This is a genomic window from Corynebacterium sp. KPL1814 (assembly GCF_000478175.1).
Taxonomy (GTDB): domain Bacteria; phylum Actinomycetota; class Actinomycetes; order Mycobacteriales; family Mycobacteriaceae; genus Corynebacterium.
This window is the reverse complement of the sequence record NZ_KI515776.1, coordinates 334,586-350,588: the sequence shown is the minus strand read 5'-3', so window position 1 is coordinate 350,588 and position 16,003 is coordinate 334,586. Positions and strand designations below refer to the sequence as shown.

Below are 16,003 nucleotides of genomic sequence, written 5' to 3'. Positions count from 1 at the left end.
GTAGGGACGCTTGTTTAGAGGTTGATCATGTGGCCGCTGATACCCTCGGCGGCTTCCTTCATGGCCTCAGACAAGGTCGGGTGGGTGTGCACGTTACGACCGATTTCTTCAGTGGTCAGGTCGAAACGCTGTGCCAAGGTCAACTCAGGCAGGAGCTCCGAAACGTTGGAGCCCACCATGTGTCCACCGATGAGCTCGCCAAACTCGCCGTCAGCAACAAGCTTCACAAAGCCGGCGGTCTCATTCAGTCCGGCTGCCTTACCGTTTGCGGAGAACGGGAAGGTAGCAACCTTGATGTCCTTATCCGGGAACTTCTCCTTGGCTGCCTCTTCGGTGTAGCCAAAGGATGCGACCTGCGGGTTGCAGAAGGTAGCGCGCGGCATGTTGTTGTAGTCACCCAAGAGCTGGGTTTCTGCATCAGCAATGGTTTCTGCCGCTACAACGCCTTGAGCCTCCGCCACGTGTGCCAGCTGCAGCTTCGCGGTGACGTCACCGATAGCGTAAATGTGGTCAACGTTGGTGCGCATACGGTCATCGATGTCGATGGCACCGCGCTCAGTAAGCTCAACGCCGGTGTTCTCAAGGCCAAAGCCCTCAACACGCGGGGCGAAGCCGATGGAAATCATGGCGCGATCCACGGTCAAGGTGTCCTGCTTGGAACCGTCCTTGGATTCCACCTCAACGGTGACATCGTCGCCGTTGTCCTTCACAGAGGTGGTCTTGTAACCGGTCAGGAGCTTAACGCCAAGCTTCTTGTACTGCTTAGCAATCTCCTTGGATACGTCCTTGTCCTCGTTCGGCAGGACGCGGTCCATGAACTCCACGATGGTGACGTCCACACCGTAGTTGGCCAGCACGTAAGCAAATTCCATGCCGATGGCGCCGGCACCCACGATGACCATGGACTTTGGTGCTTCCTCATTCAGGATCTGCTCTTCATAGGAAACGATATTGCCGCCCAGTTCAACGCCAGGCAGGGACTTGACCACGGAGCCGGTGGCGATGATGCAGTCATCGAAGGTAACGGTCTTACCTTCGTCATCGCCCTCAGTAATCTCAATGGTCTTATCGTCCTTGAAGGAACCCAGACCGTTGATCTCGGTGATCTTGTTCTTCTTCATCAAGTAGTGAACGCCCTTGACGATGCCCGAAGAAACCTTGCGGGAGCGCTTGTGGGCTACACCGAAATCAAAGGAAACATCGCCGGAGATGCCAAAAGCCTTCGCCTCGTGGTTGAAGGTGTGGGCTACCTCTGCATTCTTCAGCAGCGACTTGGAGGGAATACAGCCTACGTTGAGGCAGACTCCGCCCCAGTACTGCTTTTCAATAACAGCGACTTTCTTTCCAAGCTGAGCTGCGCGGATGGCGGCAACGTAGCCGCCAGGGCCCGCACCGAGTACTACTACGTCATAATGTTCGTTAGTCACGCCCTACAGGATACGTAACTTTGTCCTCAATGTCGCGTAATTGGTCACACTTGGGGGCACCCCACCCCAAGCCGCGGTGAGGATAGGGAAAGGGCCCTGCAAAGGGGGCATCGGCAAGCAGCAGATGCACCTCCGCAGGGCCCTTAAGCATTCGTGGACTTAAATCACGCCCAAGGATGCTAGCAGCTTGGAATATGCATCCATTGCAGAGTGGATGAATGGCCCAATGAATTCATTGAAGGACACGAGGGCGGAATCAAAAAGGTTCATTGATGTTCTTTCTCTTGATGGGGCGCGAGTACACAATCTCGCTGCTTAGCTTTTCACACTAAAAGCACTAACGCAGCCGCTACTGATGTTATTACAGACACAAACCGCGTCACGCCGTGCTTCATTGGAAAATTATGACACAGGAACCTCAGCTGTCATAGCACTAGTTATCATTATTAGCGGAAAAGGCAATGAAAGTATGCCTACCCCCGCTACTCCCCCACATCAGCGAAAGTCTTTACCGGCAAGCATTTATTGGGCACTATTAATGGTTAGGTCTACATGTAGGAATACTGAATATACTTCCCTCAACATGCCGATTTTTCGCGGCCGAAGTATAGTTATCGAGTCCATTCCCCACTGGAAAGAAGCACCATGAAGCGTCTTAATTCTATCCTCGCGGCAGCTGCGGTTTGCACGGGCTTAGCTTATGCTCCCGTGGCGGGCGCAGCCGAGCTCACCCCGCAGCAAGTGGCGGGCGATACCGCACAGTCCACGATTTCCCCGCTGGAACCTACCCCGGAGATCGAGGGTAAGTCCTGGTACAAGAAGTACAAGGACGACGCACGCGTTGAAAAGCTCGAGGCAACCTCGCCGGCAATGAATGACCGGAAGATTCCGCTGGCCGTCATCCGCGCCAAGAGCGAAAACCGCCCAACCATTTACCTGCTCAATGGCGCAGGCGGAGCAGAACAAGACATGGATTGGCTGAAGCTTTCTGATGCCGTTGATTTCTACCACGAAAAGGACGTCAACGTCGTAGTCCCGCAGGCCGGTGCATTCTCCTACTACACCGACTGGATCTCTGAGCCGAATTCAGAATTCCTGCAGGGACCACAAAAGTGGGAAACCTTCCTGACCAAGGAACTGCCGGGTGCCATTGAAAAGCACATCAACGCGGATAACCACCGCGCCATTGCAGGCATGTCAATGTCCGCTACCTCTTCCCTGCTGCTGGCACAGCACAACCAAGGTTTCTACGATGCAGTGGGCTCATACGCAGGTTGTGCCGCTACCGCTTACCCGCTGGAGCGCCAGGCCGTAGAGCTGACCGTCAACCGTGGCGGCGGCAGCGTGGACCAGATGTGGGGCCCATATGGCTCCGAGACCAACCGTTATAACGACGCCATGATGAACGCCGATAAGCTGCACGGTACCGAGCTCTACATTTCTTCCGGTTCCGGCTTGGCAAGCGAAGAGGACACTTATAGCTACCTGCGCTCTATGGGTCTGAACCAAGAGGAAGCAGTACGCGGATCCTCCACCCTGCAGGTTGAGGGCGGCGGCATCGAAGCTGGAGTGAACTACTGCACCCACAACTTCAAGGCCAAGCTTGACCAGGCCGGAGTGCCAGCCACCTACAACTTCCGCAATACCGGAACCCACTCGTGGCCGCACTGGAAAGAGGATCTGAAGGATTCTTGGCCAGTTTTCGAGCGGGCATTCAATAGCTAAATTTCGGCTGCGCGTGACGGGCGGTAGGATCGCAATATTATGACATTGCTTCCTACCGCCTTTTCGCGTGCGCATACTGATCCTTATACCGGCGTGGACTTCAACCTTGGTTTTGAAGTCACCCACTACACGCTGGACTTGAACTACCGCGTGGAGCCTAACCTGCTGCAGGGTGAGGCCATTTTAAGCGTGCGCGCGGTGGAAGAGTTGGCCTCCTTAACTTTGGACCTCGGCGGGGCGATGGTGGCGCGGCGCGTGACCGCTAAGCACGCCCCGCGGGTGGCTAAGTTCCGCCAATCTTCCGGGAAGCTGCGCCTGCGTTTTGCAGACGAGATCCCTGCCGGGACTGAGTTTGAACTGCATATTCGCTACGGCGGCAGCCCGCGCCCCATCCGCACCACGTGGGGCGAAATTGGCTGGGAGGAAACCGAATCCGGCTCGTTGGTGGCCAGCCAGCCCAATGGCGCGCCCAGCTGGTTCCCATGCGATGACACGCCTTCAGAAAAGGCGACGTATGACATCATCATCACCGCTGATAGCCCCTTTACCGTCGTTTCCAATGGCGAATTGGTTTCCCGCAAGGCCGGCGGTTCGACCACCCGGTGGCACTACCGCACGCGCCACCCCATGGCCACGTACCTGGCAACGGTGCAGGTAGGAGAGTTTTCTTCTTATTCGCTGGGGAATAATACCCAGGCGTGGGCGCCGGCGTTCTTGCGCGAGCGCGTGCACGAGGAGTTCTCCCGGCAGCAGGAGATGGTGGATTTCTTCTCCTCCATCTACGGGCCCTATCCCTTCCCCACCTATCAGGTCGTCATTACCGAGGATGAGCTGGAAATCCCCCTCGAGGCCCAGGGCCTGTCCATTTTTGGTTCCAACCACGTGAAGGGCGATCACGCCTTCGAGCGGCTCATCGCGCACGAGCTTTCCCACCAATGGTTTGGCAATTCCGTCGGCCTTTCTGAATGGAAGGATATCTGGCTCAATGAGGGTTTTGCCTGCTACAGCGAGTGGTTGTGGGGTGAGCACAAGGGTGGCGCGTCCGCGCGCGAGGCGGCGCGCTCGCATTACCAGGTCCTGACGCGCAAGCGCCAAGACATCAAGGTTTCTGATCCGGGCGCACGCGATATGTTCGATGACCGCGTGTACAAGCGCGGGGCCCTCACGGTGCACGCCATTCACCGGCTGCTTGCCGATGCCTTCTTCCCCACCCTCACCTCCTACCTCACCCAGCATCAACATTCCGTGGTTCAGCCCTCCGATCTCCTCTCGGCCTTCCGGGAGGCAGCGCCGGACGCCGCTCTTTTCGATGCCACCATTGCCGCATGGCTCGATGAAACCGCGTTGCCCAAGTTTCCGGACTAGTGGGTTTGGGCGCTGATTGCCGTGGTTTTGTTTGTGGGCGAGTCCGTTCGATTGGGGAATGTATAGTCTATTGACCAATTCTTTTCTTACTGTTGCGCTGGTGTTTTATTGGATTACAACAGAACATGAAAGCGAAACAGGAAGGAGGAGGAACCATGGAAACTGCCAAGCATACGGAAATCAATACAGCCATTTCTGATGTGGCTGCGGGGCTTACGCGCCTGCGCAACCTTATGCAGAATCCGGACGATCTCTCCTTCGAATTGCTCCACCCCAATTTCGAACACCTAGAGCGGGCGCTGGGTAATAAATCCACCATCGATGCAGCCTTTGCCTTCATTGCAGAGCGCGATGATGCCGGCAGGCGGGTCGGCTCTTCTAAAGCTAAGGACTACTTAGTCGCCCGCCTTGGCCTCACGGAGTCTGAGGCCGCCGCACGCCTGCGCAACGGCAAGAACCTCTTTGCACCCATCGAGGATCCGGAACCTACTCCCCCGCCAGCAGACGACGAGCCGGATGCAGCCGCGCAAAAGAAAGCCGAAGAGGAGGCGCGCCGCCGTGCCGAACGTGAGCGCCGCGCGGAAGAAGAGCGCCGCAAGAAGCTCTTCGAGGAAGACCCCATCCCAGAGCGCGTCCTCAACCTCATTGAACGGGAGCTGCGCAACCTCAATAAGTTCGCGGTTCCTGGGCCGCGGGAGCTGCGCAATAAGGCCTTGGAAGAGGCCAAGCGCCGCTCCTATGAATCCCTGCGGGATTGGCTGCGTCAGGCCATCCGCAAGGCGAATAAGCATGCCGTCGATCCCTCTGGGAAGCGCGATCCGCACGCAGCTACCCGCAAGCGCCGGTTCAGCATTTCTAACCAAGATGCAGACGGTGGCGTGCACATCTCCGGCTACCTCGATGCCTCTGCCGCCGCCGTCCTGGCCAGCGCCTTCGCCCCTGCCAAGAATAAGGGCAGCGAGAGCCTGAGTCCCGACGACGATACCCGCACCTATGCCCAGCGCATGGCGGATCAGTTGACCGCAGCATTGGGGAGCTACTTATCCGCGGGCCAAAAGAAGTCGGACGGCCTCGGCTCCTTCTTCGTCGCCACTACCCTTGAAGAGCTACAAGCGATGAACAGCGATACCCGCTTCACCACGAGCGTGGGAATCGACCTATCCCCGCTCGATCTTCTCCGCTTGGGCGCTGCGCAGCACGACTTTTTCTGCGCCGTCGATGACAAGGGCTTCCCGCTCGAGCTCGGTCGCACCAAGCGCACCGCGTCACTGTGGCAAAAGCTAGCGCTCGCCGCCAATGAAATCGTGTGCACCCACCCGGACTGCAACCGGCCATGGCAAGACTGCGATGTCCACCACCTGCAGGCGTGGTCCCACGGGGGAGTTACAGACCTCCGGAACCTCACCCTGCTCTGCCGCCGGCACCACGTGGACAATAACGATAACCGCGATGGCCGCAATGGCATGGGGCATGCGGAAAGAGACCCAGAAACGGGCCGAGTGGGCTACCGCTCAGCGCATACCGGCGGGCTTTCACCCTCGGTGGAGCTCAATGACTCCCCTGCGGCAGAGCAAGCCCCGGCGCGCAAGCTCGCCGACCCGCCTGCTCAGCCTCATGAACCGGTGGATTCACCACCCAGTTCCCCGGCCGATTCGCCGCAACCTTCGGCGCAGGACTCACCACCTAGTCCGCCGCCTCCCGGCGCAGCGTGACCATGCCCTACCACCCACTCTCTACCGTGACTTCAGGCCGTACGATCATGTCGTGCGGCCTAGAAGTGCGTGTACAAGCGTTTTGGGGCTGGCCACGCGCAGCGCGTACACGGACTGCCCTACACTGGAGACTCATGCACACCATGCTCGTTACTGGCGGCGCCGGCTTCATCGGCGCCAATTTCGTGCGCCTCATGGCCAAGGTTCGCCCGGATACCCGCATCACCGTCCTGGATAAGCTGACCTACGCCGGCAACCGGGACAACCTTGTGGGCCTCGATGTGGAATTGGTGGAGGGCGATATCGCGGATGCCGCGACGGTGAATCCGCTCGTCGCCAAGGCGGATATCGTCGTGCACTTCGCCGCTGAGTCCCATAATGATAATTCCCTGCGGGATCCCTCCCCGTTTATCCAGACCAATGTGGTGGGCACCTATACCCTTCTGGAGGCGTGCCGAGCATACGATGTCCGCTTTCACCACGTTTCTACCGACGAGGTCTTCGGGGACTTAGAAATTGGGGCGGATACCAAGTTCACGGAGGATACCGCCTATGCGCCCTCCAGCCCTTATTCGGCCACCAAGGCGAGTTCCGATCACCTCGTGCGAGCATGGGTCCGGTCCTTTGGACTGCGCGCCACCATTTCTAATTGCTCAAATAATTACGGGCCTTACCAACACATCGAGAAGTTCATCCCGCGCCAAATCACCAATATCCTTTCCGGGCATAGGCCTAAGCTCTACGGCACTGGCGAGCAGGTGCGCGACTGGATCCACGTCGACGATCACAATGCGGCAGTGCTAAAAATCATCGAAGAGGGGCGGATCGGTGAGACGTATAATATCGGCGCTGACCAGCCGGACATAGATAATAAGCGCATCATCGAGCTGATCTGCGAAATCATGGGACATACCCAAGGAGGTCGGGCCCTGTACGAGCACGTGGCGGACCGCCCCGGCCACGACCAGCGCTATGCCATGGATGCTTCCAAGCTGCGCCGCGAATTGGATTGGCAGCCCCGTTATACCGATATCCGGGCGGGACTAGAAGATACCATCGCCTGGTATCGCGATAACGAAACTTGGTGGCGATCCCAAAAGGAATCTGTAGAAGCCCGCTATAAAGAGCAAGGACAGTAATTATGCAGGTACACAACACCGCCATTGAAGGCCTAAGCATCATTGAGCTGGACGTACACGGAGATAACCGTGGCTGGTTCAAGGAAAACTGGCAGCGCGAAAAGCTTGCTAAGGCCGCACCAGAGCTGGCTTCGTTCCAGCCGGTGCAAAATAATATTTCTTATAACCGCACCGGTGCTACGCGCGGGCTGCACGCTGAGCCTTGGGACAAGCTCATCTCCGTCGCGCACGGCAAGATCTTTGGTGCCTGGTGCGATCTACGAGAAGGTTCCGCAACCTTCGGCAAAATTGTCACCCATGAGGTGGGGCCGGAGACCGCCGTATTTGTACCACGCGGGGTCGCCAATGGCTTTCAAGCCCTCGAGGAAACTTCCTACTCCTACCTAGTCAACGAGCATTGGTCCCCCGAGGCACGCTATACCGGAACCAACCTCGACGCTGTGGAGTGGCCCCTCGAACCACGCGAGGTTTCAGAAAAAGACAAGCAACTGCCGGCGCTTGCAGATGTAGCCCCCATGCCACCCCGCAAAATCCTTGTTACCGGTGCGAACGGTCAGCTTGGCCGGGCACTGAAACGGGTCCTCAAGAATGCCGAATTCTGCACCCACGCGGAATTCGACATCACCAATCCCCCGCAGCGCCAGTGGAAACAATACGAAGCCATCATCAACTGCGCCGCCTACAACGACGTCAATGGCGCCGAGGATGATCGCGCCGCCGCCTGGGCCGTAAACGCCGAAGCGCCAGCCAAACTCGCCCGCATCGCTGCCGAAAACCAGCTGACCTTCGTACACGTATCCAGCGACTACATCTTCGATGGATCCAAGGAGCTGCACACCGAAGACGAGAACCCCTCGCCCCTATCCGCCTACGGGGCGTCGAAGGCCGCTGGCGAAACCGCCGCTCAGACTACACCGCAGCATTATGTTGTGCGCACCTCGTGGGTGTTTGGCGATGGCCCGAATTTCATCGCTACCATGCGCCGCCTCGCCGAAGCGGATAAGGAGCCGAAGGTCATTCATGACCAGCGCGGGCGCCCCACCTTCGCTGAGGATTTGGCCAAGGGCATCGCGCATCTCCTGCGCACCCGGCCCGAGTACGGAATTTATAATATCTCCAACTCCGGCGATACCGTCGGGCGCGATGAAATGGCGATGTCCGTATTCATCGGCCTGGGCCACGACCCCTCAGAGGTCACGCCGGTAAGTACCGAACAGTATCGGGAAATCGCCGGCCCCGAGGCACCGCGTCCCAAAGAATCGACGCTTGCCCTAGATAAAATCGAGGCCACGGGATTTTCCCCGCAGAATTGGCGGGCCGCCCTCGCCTTGTATCTCGCGCTGTACCCGAGCGTGCCCAGTGAGCCCAGCGAACCCAGCGAACCCAGTGTTCCTAGCAGTGCCGGTGAGCCCAGCGCTACTGGCGATACAAGCGAGCCTAGCGCCGAAGAAACCGCCGGAACCGCCAACACTACCGAAAACACCGAGGCCAGCGAGGAGTAGCGATGAAAGGCATTATCCTTGCCGGCGGATCCGGAACGCGGCTTTATCCCATCACTAAGGGCATCTCTAAGCAGCTCATGCCCATTTATGACAAGCCGATGATCTACTACCCTTTGACCACGCTCATCCAAGCGGGAATTCGGGAGATCCTCATCATCACGACCCCCGAGGACGCCGGAGCCTTTCAAAGGCTCTTCGGGGACGGATCCCAACTCGGGTTGATGATCGATTACGCCGTACAGCCCCGCCCAGAAGGATTGGCGCAGGCCTTTTTGATTGGGGAGGACTTTATTGGTGATGACAGCGTCGCGCTGGTCCTCGGCGATAATATCTTCCACGGTTTCGGCGGGGAGCTAAGCCAGTGCCGCAATCCAGAGGGCGGCATCATCTTTGCCTATGAAGTCTCAGATCCGCAGCGCTACGGAGTCGTCGAATTCGACCAAGCCGGCCAAGCGCTCAGCATTGAAGAAAAGCCGGCGGACCCACGGTCTAATCATGCCGTCGTCGGGCTGTATTTCTACGATAACTCGGTCATCGATATCGCTAAGTCCATCACGCCTAGCGATCGCGGGGAGCTCGAGATTACCTCCGTCAACGAGGCCTACCTGCGCCGCGGCGCGTTGAGCGTGCAGCGCCTCCACCGCGGCAGCGTCTGGTTGGATACCGGCACCGTCGATTCCATGAGCGAGGCCGCCGCCTACGTAGAGGTGATGCAGAAAAGGACGGGCATCGTCATCGGTTCCCCCGAGGTGGCGGCCTATGAAGCCGGATTCATCTCGCAGGCGGAGCTAGAAGCGCTAGCCCAGCCCCTCCTCAAATCCGGCTACGGAGAGTACTTGCGCGATTTTTAGTAGCCGCGCTCGATGTACTCGTCGATGCGCGCCGCTTCCGCGCCCACCGTTGTAGCATCGCCGTGGCCCGGCAAGACCTTCGTGTCATCCGGCAGGTTGAATACGACGTTGCGCAGGGATTCGATGATGACATCGAAGTCCGAGTACTTGCGCCCCGTCGCACCAGGCCCGCCGTTGAACAGGGTATCGCCAGACAACAGGGTGCCATCGACGTAGAGGACAACACAGCCCGGCGAGTGTCCCGGGGTGTGGTAGACGGTGATTTTCTCACCGTTGATGTCGAACTGGCCGTTATCGGCTAGGTCGATGTAGTGGGCATCGCCATTGGCCTCTTGCCACAGCATGTCATCGTCCGGGTGCATGTAGACATCCGCATCGAAGCGCTTCGCCGCCTCCGGCGCGAGCTCACAGTGATCGTTGTGCCCGTGGGTCAAGATAATGCCCTCAACCTTGCGATCGCCCACCAATTCCGCCACGGCATCGAGATCGTGGGAAGGGTCGACGATGTAGACGCTGGAGGCATCGCCTAGCACGTAAACGTTATTGTCCACGTCCCATTCGCCGCCGTCCAAGCGGAACTTGCCAGAAGTTACAGTGCTATCAATCTGCATTAAAATTCCACCACCGAACGCAGTACCTTGCCGTCCTTCATAGTTTGGAAGGCAGACTCGACATCGTCAAGCGCGATGCGCTCAGAAACGAACTTATCCAGCGGGAAGTTGCCGGCCTTGTGCAGAGCAACGTATGCGGGGAAGTCGCGCTCCGGCAAGCAGTCGCCGTACCAAGCCGGCTTGATGGAACCGCCGCGGCCGTAGAGATCGATGGCTGGGATGTCCACGTGGTCCGTCAGGTTAGGCACGCCCACCATCACCATGCGGCCGGCATGATCGCGGGAGTAAAAGGCCTGGCGCCACGTTGGCTGGATGCCTACCGCGTCGATGGAAACGTCCGTGCCGAAGCCGCCGGTGAGATCGCGCACCGCATCGATGACCTCCTGCTCCGACATGTCCTTCGAGCAAATGGTGTCGGTGGCACCGAATTCGCGCGCCGTCTCCAGCTTGGACTCGTCAATGTCTACGGCGATGATCTTCGCCGCGCCCGCCAGCTTCGCACCAGCAATCGCTGCCACGCCGACGCCGCCACAGCCAAAGATGGCTACGGACTCGCCCAGCTGGATATCGCCGGTATTGACGGATGCGCCCAGGCCGGCCATGATGCCGCAGCCCAGCAAGCCCGCAGCGGCAGGGTCCATCTCATCAACCTTCGTGCACTGGCCCTCGTGTACTAGGGTCTTCTCCGCGAAGGAACCGATACCCAACGCAGGGGTGAGCTCGGTGCCATCTTCCAAGGTCATGGCCTTGGAAGCGTTGTGGGTATTGAAGCAGTACTTGGGCTCGCCCTTCTTGCAGGCGCGGCACTCGCCGCACACTGCACGCCAGTTCAGGACGACGAAATCGCCCTCCTCCACGTGGGTAACCGCAGAGCCTACGGTCTCCACCACGCCTGCCGCTTCGTGGCCCAGCAGGAAGGGGAAGGCATCCTCAATGTCACCATCGCGGTAGGCCAAGTCGGTGTGACATACGCCGCAGGCCTGCACCCGCACGATGACGTCATTGGGGCCGGGATCAGGAACGACGATATTTACGGTCTCAACTTCCGCGCCCTTAGAGCGGGCAATAACAGCTTTTACAGTCATGCCTCCCAACCATACCTATGTTTTCAATATCACCGCGTTATTGAAAATAATTACTAGGAAGCGGCAACTACGTTGGCCGCGTGCTCGTGACCCCGCTGGTTCATGTGGATAGGCAGGTTACCGGGACCCGCCGTAAAGTCCACAAGACCTGCCCACATGCGGTCATTCGCATTGGCACACATGCCGTTATTGCGGGTCGATGGTTTCATATCCAAAAATTGCACGCCGGTGCGGGCCGCCAAATCAACCTGCATCCACTGCGCCTTATTTTCGTAGTCCTGAACCATGGGCAGGAAGGTCGAATCCAGCGGTGTCGGGCCAACGTGAATGAGGCAGTAGTGCGAATCCGAACCGATGGTGGGATAGCCCACGATCTGGATGCGGGCGTTCGGGGCGGCGCGCTTAATCCGCTCAACCTGTGGGGCGGTGCGATCCGTGAATTCCTGACGGATCTGCGCCATGTTCAAATCAGGGTGGTTATAGGTGTCATTAAAACCCGTAGTAATCAGCACACGCGCGGTATCCGGGGTCAGCGCGCCAGATCCGATGGCTGCGTCAACCTGCTGCCAGATCTGCGGGCCGTTGGACATCGACACCGCACCAGCACAAGAGAAATCGCGCACCGGCAAGCCCATCTTGGCGCCGGCGCGCTTCGCATAGTTGAAGGAGGTGGGGCAGTTTTCCCCGATTACCCGAGTGGGATTAAAACGGTCCGCCAAGTATTCCCCGCCATTCGGATCCGCCATTACCGAGTCACCGAAGGAGACGAGATTGCGTTCTGCCGCGCTAGCCTGCGGCGCGGCCACCGCACCCACCACCGCGATCGCAGAAGCTACGACCGAAAATACCTTGAGCTTTATGGATTTCATTGAGCGACCTTCTCTTCAAATCTTGTAACTTAAGTGTATATTAGTCACTCTGGTAACATTTTTCGAGTTAAAAGCAACGCTATCTTTTCTTCTGACGATATCGTTCATAGTTATATTTTTGTTATCTTCTCTTTTCGGAGCTTTCCCTTCCATGAAATTGTCTGATGTTCCCTTCCACGCCTCCGCGCTCAGCCAGTTCTTCCCTGCACTCTTCAAGTCGGGGCTCATCACCCAACAAGGCGGGCTTGGCGGGCAGCTCAAGCTCCTGCCCAACCTCGCGCGCTATCGCTTCACCACGGCGCGCGAAATCGAGCAGGCCTATTTGACCTGCCCTGATCGCCTCGCGCTTATCGATGACGACGGCACCCTCACCTACCGCCAGTTGCGCTCCCATACCCAGAATTTCGCCCGCTACCTAAAATCCTTGGAGCTGCCGGAAATCCGGCTCGGCGTCATGGCCCGCAACGGCCGCGGCATCATCATCCCCTTGGGCGCCAAGGGCTACGCCGGTGCTGGGATCTACCTGCTCAATGTCGGTTCCTCCCCAGAACAGCTGGCCGGCTGCATCGAAGAAAATGGCATTAATGTCCTCGTCATCGATGATGAATTCATCGATCGCGTCGATCCCAACCTGGATATTCCGGTCATCATCGCCCACGATACGGGGGAAAGCGATCTGCCCACGCTCGATAAGATCGTGAAGAATCCCCTGGATATCGAGCTGCCTACCTTTCCCAAGCACGGCCCCATCGTGCTGATGTCCTCCGGTACGACCGGCATCCCCAAGGGCATCATGCGCCCAGAGCCAACGTTGCCTGTCGTGCTGGCCTCCATCGTGGGCAATATTCCGTGGCGCGCCGATCAGCGCGTGCAGATGACGGCGTCTATCTTCCACACTTGGGGGTGGGCCTGCATCAATATTGCCTTGGGGCTGCGCAATACCATCGTCACCCGCCGCGTTTTTGAACCGGAGCAGGTGCTTGATGATGTCCAACGCTACCGCCTCGACGGCATGATCTCCTCCCCCATCTTTTTCAAGCGCTTGGTAGATCATGATCCCGAGGGCACCTTCGATACCTCGAGCCTGAACTTCATCGCCTCTGCCGGTAATGCGCTTACCCCACAGGTGGTCAAGGACACCAACGCGCGCTTCGGCCCCATCCTGTGCAACGTCTACGGTTCCACGGAGCTGGCGCTTGCCTCAACGGCCACGATGGAACAAGTAGCAGAAAACCCCGATGCGGTGGGCAAGGTTGCCAATGGCACCAAGCTGCGCATCCTCGATGAAGAGGGCCACCCCGTTCCCCGCGGCGAGGTGGGTGAAATCTACCTCACCAACTCCACCGCCATGACCGGCTATACCAACCCCAAGCTCAAGCTCAATAGGGTCGATGGGTTGTTGTCGATTGGTGATCTTGGGTACATCGACAAGCAGGGCTTCCTCCACGTCGTGGGCCGGGCCGATGACATGATCATCGTGGGCGGCGAGAATGTCCACCCCCAGTCCGTGACCGAGGTGCTCGAGGCCATGCCCGGCATCGATGAGGTGCATGCGGGTGGCGTGGAGGATAACGAGACCTTCAGCCGCATCGCCGTCTGGGCGGTGCCTACTGCCGATGCCGCCGGCCGCGATCTGACTGCCGATGCCATCCGCGCCTGGGTGCACGAAAAGCTCGCCGAGCACTCCGTGCCCCGCGATGTGCACTTCCTATCCAAGCTGCCGCGCAATGCCACCGGCAAGGTGGTTCCGCGCCTGCTTAAGCACGGCGACTAAATTTTTCAATGCCCCACCACACCGGTGGGGTAAAGAGCACGGCAATAAGCCAATAAATCAACCAGAAGCTGCCGTTTAGCCCTACCACCGCGATGCTCACTATAAGGATCGCAGCCGTCACCGCACTTGCATATACGCATTTTCTTACATTATTATCGGACTGATTCCCAGACTCGGTTTTCGACCTCCCGCTGAGTTTCCGATCCACTGCGCGGATGATGTCGCCGCCAAAGACCAGCGAAAATGCGATATAAAAAGCTGCGAAACCGTGCATGAATCCCGCTTCGCCATCATTATGCATGGTGAAAAATGAGAAAATTAACAAGACTATGTCAATAATTGGCGTAGCGATAAAAAATGCCAGTCCAATTCTTGGGGCCTTAACGATGTAGCGGAGAACACCGCCCAGAATAAGGCACACCCAAAAGAGGATTTCTGCTGCGACGGTAGCAATAAGCAGTGTCTCGTTCCTTCCCTCATCGAGGCCATATGGCCTGCTTCTATTGAAGGAGAGTTTATATTAAGGAAGAACCCCGCACATATAAAAATGGAGCCGCCTGCGAGAATCGAACTCGCGACCTTTTCATTACGAGTGAAATGCTCTACCGACTGAGCTAAGGCGGCGCGCTGCTTAAAGCAGCACTGGCGATTCTATCGCAGGGGTGGCGCGGAAAAGAAATCGGGGCTCAGGCCTAGTTTTTGACGGGCCGGCGCTAAAGACCGGCCCTAGAGGCAGGCCCGCCGCAACCTGCCCACCAAGCCGTCGAAGGCAATCTGCGTGCCCACGTTCTGGGTCAGCTGCTCGCGGCAATAAGAAATGGCGGACTGGCACTCCAAGAGGCCTTCCTCGCTCACCCGCTGCGCCAGCTCGCCAGATAGCCCCGCGAAATCCGGGTGGGTCATCTCCACCTGCGCGCCCACCTTTGTCATCAGCGCGTCGCGGTAAATTCCGGAGAGATCGACGAGCACCAAGTCGAGGTTATCGATGACCCGTCGCTTCGCCCGCTTCTTGTGCTGTTCTTGTAAGTCCTTGATGGCGGAGCGGGCATCGCGCTGCGCCTTCGCCGCGCCCTTGCCCTTCGCGCCCACGCCAAAGGTATTTTCCAGCTTGGCCAGCTCCGCTTCCTCTTCCTCCTTGTGCGATTCCTTCGCGTCCGCATCCACCAGCTTAAGAAGCGAGGTCACCGCCTGAAAGCCCTGGGATTCGTGGAAGATGTCTTCCGCCAGGTTGATGGCCACCGCCCGTCGTTTTTGCACCGTAGGATCTGCCACCAAGTGGCGCGCCCTGCCCACGTGGCGCAGGGAAGTCACGGCGGCGAGGCGGGCATCGTGATCCGAGGCGCCTTCGCTCACCAACTGCGCAACGATATTTTCCACCGACGGCGAGGGGATGTACAGGTGCCGGCAGCGCGAGCGGAGGGTCTGGGAGAAGTCATCGGGGGCATCGGAAGGCGCGCACATGATAATAACGGTGCGCTCCGGCGGCTCCTCCACCGTCTTCAGCAGCGCGTTGGCGCCATTATTGTTCAGGCGATCCGCGTTATTGAAGATCACGACGCGCCACGGGGCGACCGTGGGCAAGCTCGCGGCGCGCCCGATGACCTCGCGCACCGTATCCACCGGGATGATGACCTCCTGCGGGTCCACCAAGACCAGGTCCGTGTGCTGCTTAGTCTCCAGCACGGCGCGGCAGGCCTCGCATTTTCCGCAGCCCGGCTCCTCCGGATCCGTGCACATGAGCGTGGCCGCGAAATCGATTGCGGCCAAGGAACGCCCGGAACCGGGCGGACCGGTAAAGAGCCAGGAATGGCTCATCGCCCGCGGATCTGCCCCCGGCATCCCCCGCGCCGCCCGCGCGGCACCCAAGATAGTGCGGGCCACACCTGGGGTATCTGCCAATCGTTGCGCAACGCTTCCCGTATTCACTCGCTCTAGCCTACTGG

The 16,003-nt window shown here is 58.6% G+C and carries 13 protein-coding genes and 1 tRNA gene; 7 read left to right on the top strand and 7 right to left on the bottom strand.

The genetic code is table 11. The annotated features are described in order from the left end of the window. Positions 1 to 14: 14 nt before the first annotated feature. A complete protein-coding gene (gene lpdA / locus HMPREF1257_RS07770) occupies positions 15 to 1,427 on the bottom strand; it encodes a dihydrolipoyl dehydrogenase (protein WP_023025064.1) in 1,413 nt (470 codons plus the stop codon). Positions 1,428 to 2,072: 645 nt separating this feature from the next. Here lpdA and HMPREF1257_RS07765 point away from each other — a divergent pair. From HMPREF1257_RS07765 to rfbA, 6 genes are all read left to right on the top strand, one after another. Then, the gene (locus HMPREF1257_RS07765) at positions 2,073 to 3,152 is read left to right on the top strand and encodes an alpha/beta hydrolase family protein (RefSeq protein ID WP_023025062.1); all 1,080 of its coding nucleotides are present in this window, start codon (positions 2,073 to 2,075) and stop codon (positions 3,150 to 3,152) included. Between the two features lie 39 nt (positions 3,153 to 3,191). Beyond that, positions 3,192 to 4,517, top strand: coding sequence for a M1 family metallopeptidase (locus tag HMPREF1257_RS07760; RefSeq protein ID WP_023025061.1), 1,326 nt, complete (start codon positions 3,192 to 3,194; stop codon positions 4,515 to 4,517). 155 nt (positions 4,518 to 4,672) lie between these two features. Next, positions 4,673 to 6,229 (top strand): HNH endonuclease signature motif containing protein, encoded by a 1,557-nt coding sequence (locus HMPREF1257_RS07755; protein ID WP_023025060.1) that lies wholly within the window; start codon positions 4,673 to 4,675, stop codon positions 6,227 to 6,229. Positions 6,230 to 6,372: 143 nt separating this feature from the next. Then, positions 6,373 to 7,368 carry a dTDP-glucose 4,6-dehydratase gene (gene rfbB / locus HMPREF1257_RS07750; RefSeq protein ID WP_198010511.1) on the top strand — a complete coding sequence of 332 codons (996 nt, stop codon included), beginning with the start codon at positions 6,373 to 6,375 and terminating at the stop codon, positions 7,366 to 7,368. Positions 7,369 to 7,370: 2 nt separating this feature from the next. Then, entirely contained in the window at positions 7,371 to 8,870 is a 1,500-nt protein-coding gene (gene rfbD, locus HMPREF1257_RS07745) for a dTDP-4-dehydrorhamnose reductase (RefSeq protein WP_023025058.1), read from the top strand. A gap of 2 nt (positions 8,871 to 8,872) precedes the next feature. Beyond that, positions 8,873 to 9,721 (top strand): glucose-1-phosphate thymidylyltransferase RfbA, encoded by an 849-nt coding sequence (rfbA, locus tag HMPREF1257_RS07740; protein ID WP_023025057.1) that lies wholly within the window; start codon positions 8,873 to 8,875, stop codon positions 9,719 to 9,721. Here rfbA and HMPREF1257_RS07735 read toward each other — a convergent pair. From HMPREF1257_RS07735 to HMPREF1257_RS07725, 3 genes are read right to left on the bottom strand one after another with little or no spacing between them, the layout of a single operon-like run. Next, positions 9,718 to 10,332 (bottom strand): MBL fold metallo-hydrolase, encoded by a 615-nt coding sequence (locus HMPREF1257_RS07735; protein ID WP_023025056.1) that lies wholly within the window; start codon positions 10,330 to 10,332, stop codon positions 9,718 to 9,720. The genes rfbA and HMPREF1257_RS07735 overlap by 4 nt on opposite strands. After that, the gene (locus HMPREF1257_RS07730) at positions 10,332 to 11,417 is read right to left on the bottom strand and encodes an S-(hydroxymethyl)mycothiol dehydrogenase (protein WP_023025055.1); all 1,086 of its coding nucleotides are present in this window, start codon (positions 11,415 to 11,417) and stop codon (positions 10,332 to 10,334) included. Before HMPREF1257_RS07730 ends, HMPREF1257_RS07735 begins: the two co-directional genes overlap by 1 nt. Before the next feature lie 53 nt (positions 11,418 to 11,470). Beyond that, positions 11,471 to 12,286 (bottom strand): GDSL-type esterase/lipase family protein, encoded by an 816-nt coding sequence (locus tag HMPREF1257_RS07725; protein ID WP_023025054.1) that lies wholly within the window; start codon positions 12,284 to 12,286, stop codon positions 11,471 to 11,473. A 151-nt stretch (positions 12,287 to 12,437) separates the two neighbouring features. On the opposite strand from HMPREF1257_RS07725, the gene HMPREF1257_RS07720 reads away from it, so the two are divergent. After that, entirely contained in the window at positions 12,438 to 14,060 is a 1,623-nt protein-coding gene (locus tag HMPREF1257_RS07720; RefSeq protein WP_023025053.1) for an AMP-binding protein, read from the top strand. Here HMPREF1257_RS07720 and HMPREF1257_RS07715 read toward each other — a convergent pair. The 3 genes from HMPREF1257_RS07715 to HMPREF1257_RS07705 all read right to left on the bottom strand — a co-directional run bounded on the left by HMPREF1257_RS07715 (position 14,044) and on the right by HMPREF1257_RS07705 (position 15,986). Next, positions 14,044 to 14,361 carry a hypothetical protein gene (locus HMPREF1257_RS07715; protein WP_232208539.1) on the bottom strand — a complete coding sequence of 106 codons (318 nt, stop codon included), beginning with the start codon at positions 14,359 to 14,361 and terminating at the stop codon, positions 14,044 to 14,046. The two genes, HMPREF1257_RS07720 and HMPREF1257_RS07715, sit on opposite strands and share 17 nt — an antisense overlap. 247 nt (positions 14,362 to 14,608) lie before the next feature. Further along, positions 14,609 to 14,684 (bottom strand) — tRNA-Thr (locus tag HMPREF1257_RS07710). 102 nt (positions 14,685 to 14,786) lie between these two features. Further along, positions 14,787 to 15,986, bottom strand: a complete 1,200-nt coding sequence (locus HMPREF1257_RS07705) for a DNA polymerase III subunit delta' (RefSeq protein WP_023025051.1) — start codon at positions 15,984 to 15,986, stop codon at positions 14,787 to 14,789. Positions 15,987 to 16,003: the final 17 nt, after the last annotated feature.

Excerpts from the sequence above, each read along its gene's own strand:
- HMPREF1257_RS07765 (WP_023025062.1), top strand. The coding sequence starts at position 2,073 with ATGAAGCGTCTTAATTCTATCCTCGCGGCAGCTGCGGTTTGCACGGGC.
- rfbB (WP_198010511.1), top strand. The coding sequence starts at position 6,373 with ATGCTCGTTACTGGCGGCGCCGGCTTCATCGGCGCCAATTTCGTGCGC.
- rfbA (WP_023025057.1), top strand. The coding sequence starts at position 8,873 with ATGAAAGGCATTATCCTTGCCGGCGGATCCGGAACGCGGCTTTATCCC.
- HMPREF1257_RS07715 (WP_232208539.1), bottom strand. The coding sequence starts at position 14,361 with ATGCATAATGATGGCGAAGCGGGATTCATGCACGGTTTCGCAGCTTTT.
- HMPREF1257_RS07725 (WP_023025054.1), bottom strand. The coding sequence starts at position 12,286 with ATGAAATCCATAAAGCTCAAGGTATTTTCGGTCGTAGCTTCTGCGATC.
- rfbD (WP_023025058.1), top strand. The coding sequence starts at position 7,371 with ATGCAGGTACACAACACCGCCATTGAAGGCCTAAGCATCATTGAGCTG.
- HMPREF1257_RS07720 (WP_023025053.1), top strand. The coding sequence starts at position 12,438 with ATGAAATTGTCTGATGTTCCCTTCCACGCCTCCGCGCTCAGCCAGTTC.
- HMPREF1257_RS07755 (WP_023025060.1), top strand. The coding sequence starts at position 4,673 with ATGGAAACTGCCAAGCATACGGAAATCAATACAGCCATTTCTGATGTG.
- HMPREF1257_RS07735 (WP_023025056.1), bottom strand. The coding sequence starts at position 10,332 with ATGCAGATTGATAGCACTGTAACTTCTGGCAAGTTCCGCTTGGACGGC.
- HMPREF1257_RS07730 (WP_023025055.1), bottom strand. The coding sequence starts at position 11,417 with ATGACTGTAAAAGCTGTTATTGCCCGCTCTAAGGGCGCGGAAGTTGAG.
- HMPREF1257_RS07760 (WP_023025061.1), top strand. The coding sequence starts at position 3,192 with ATGACATTGCTTCCTACCGCCTTTTCGCGTGCGCATACTGATCCTTAT.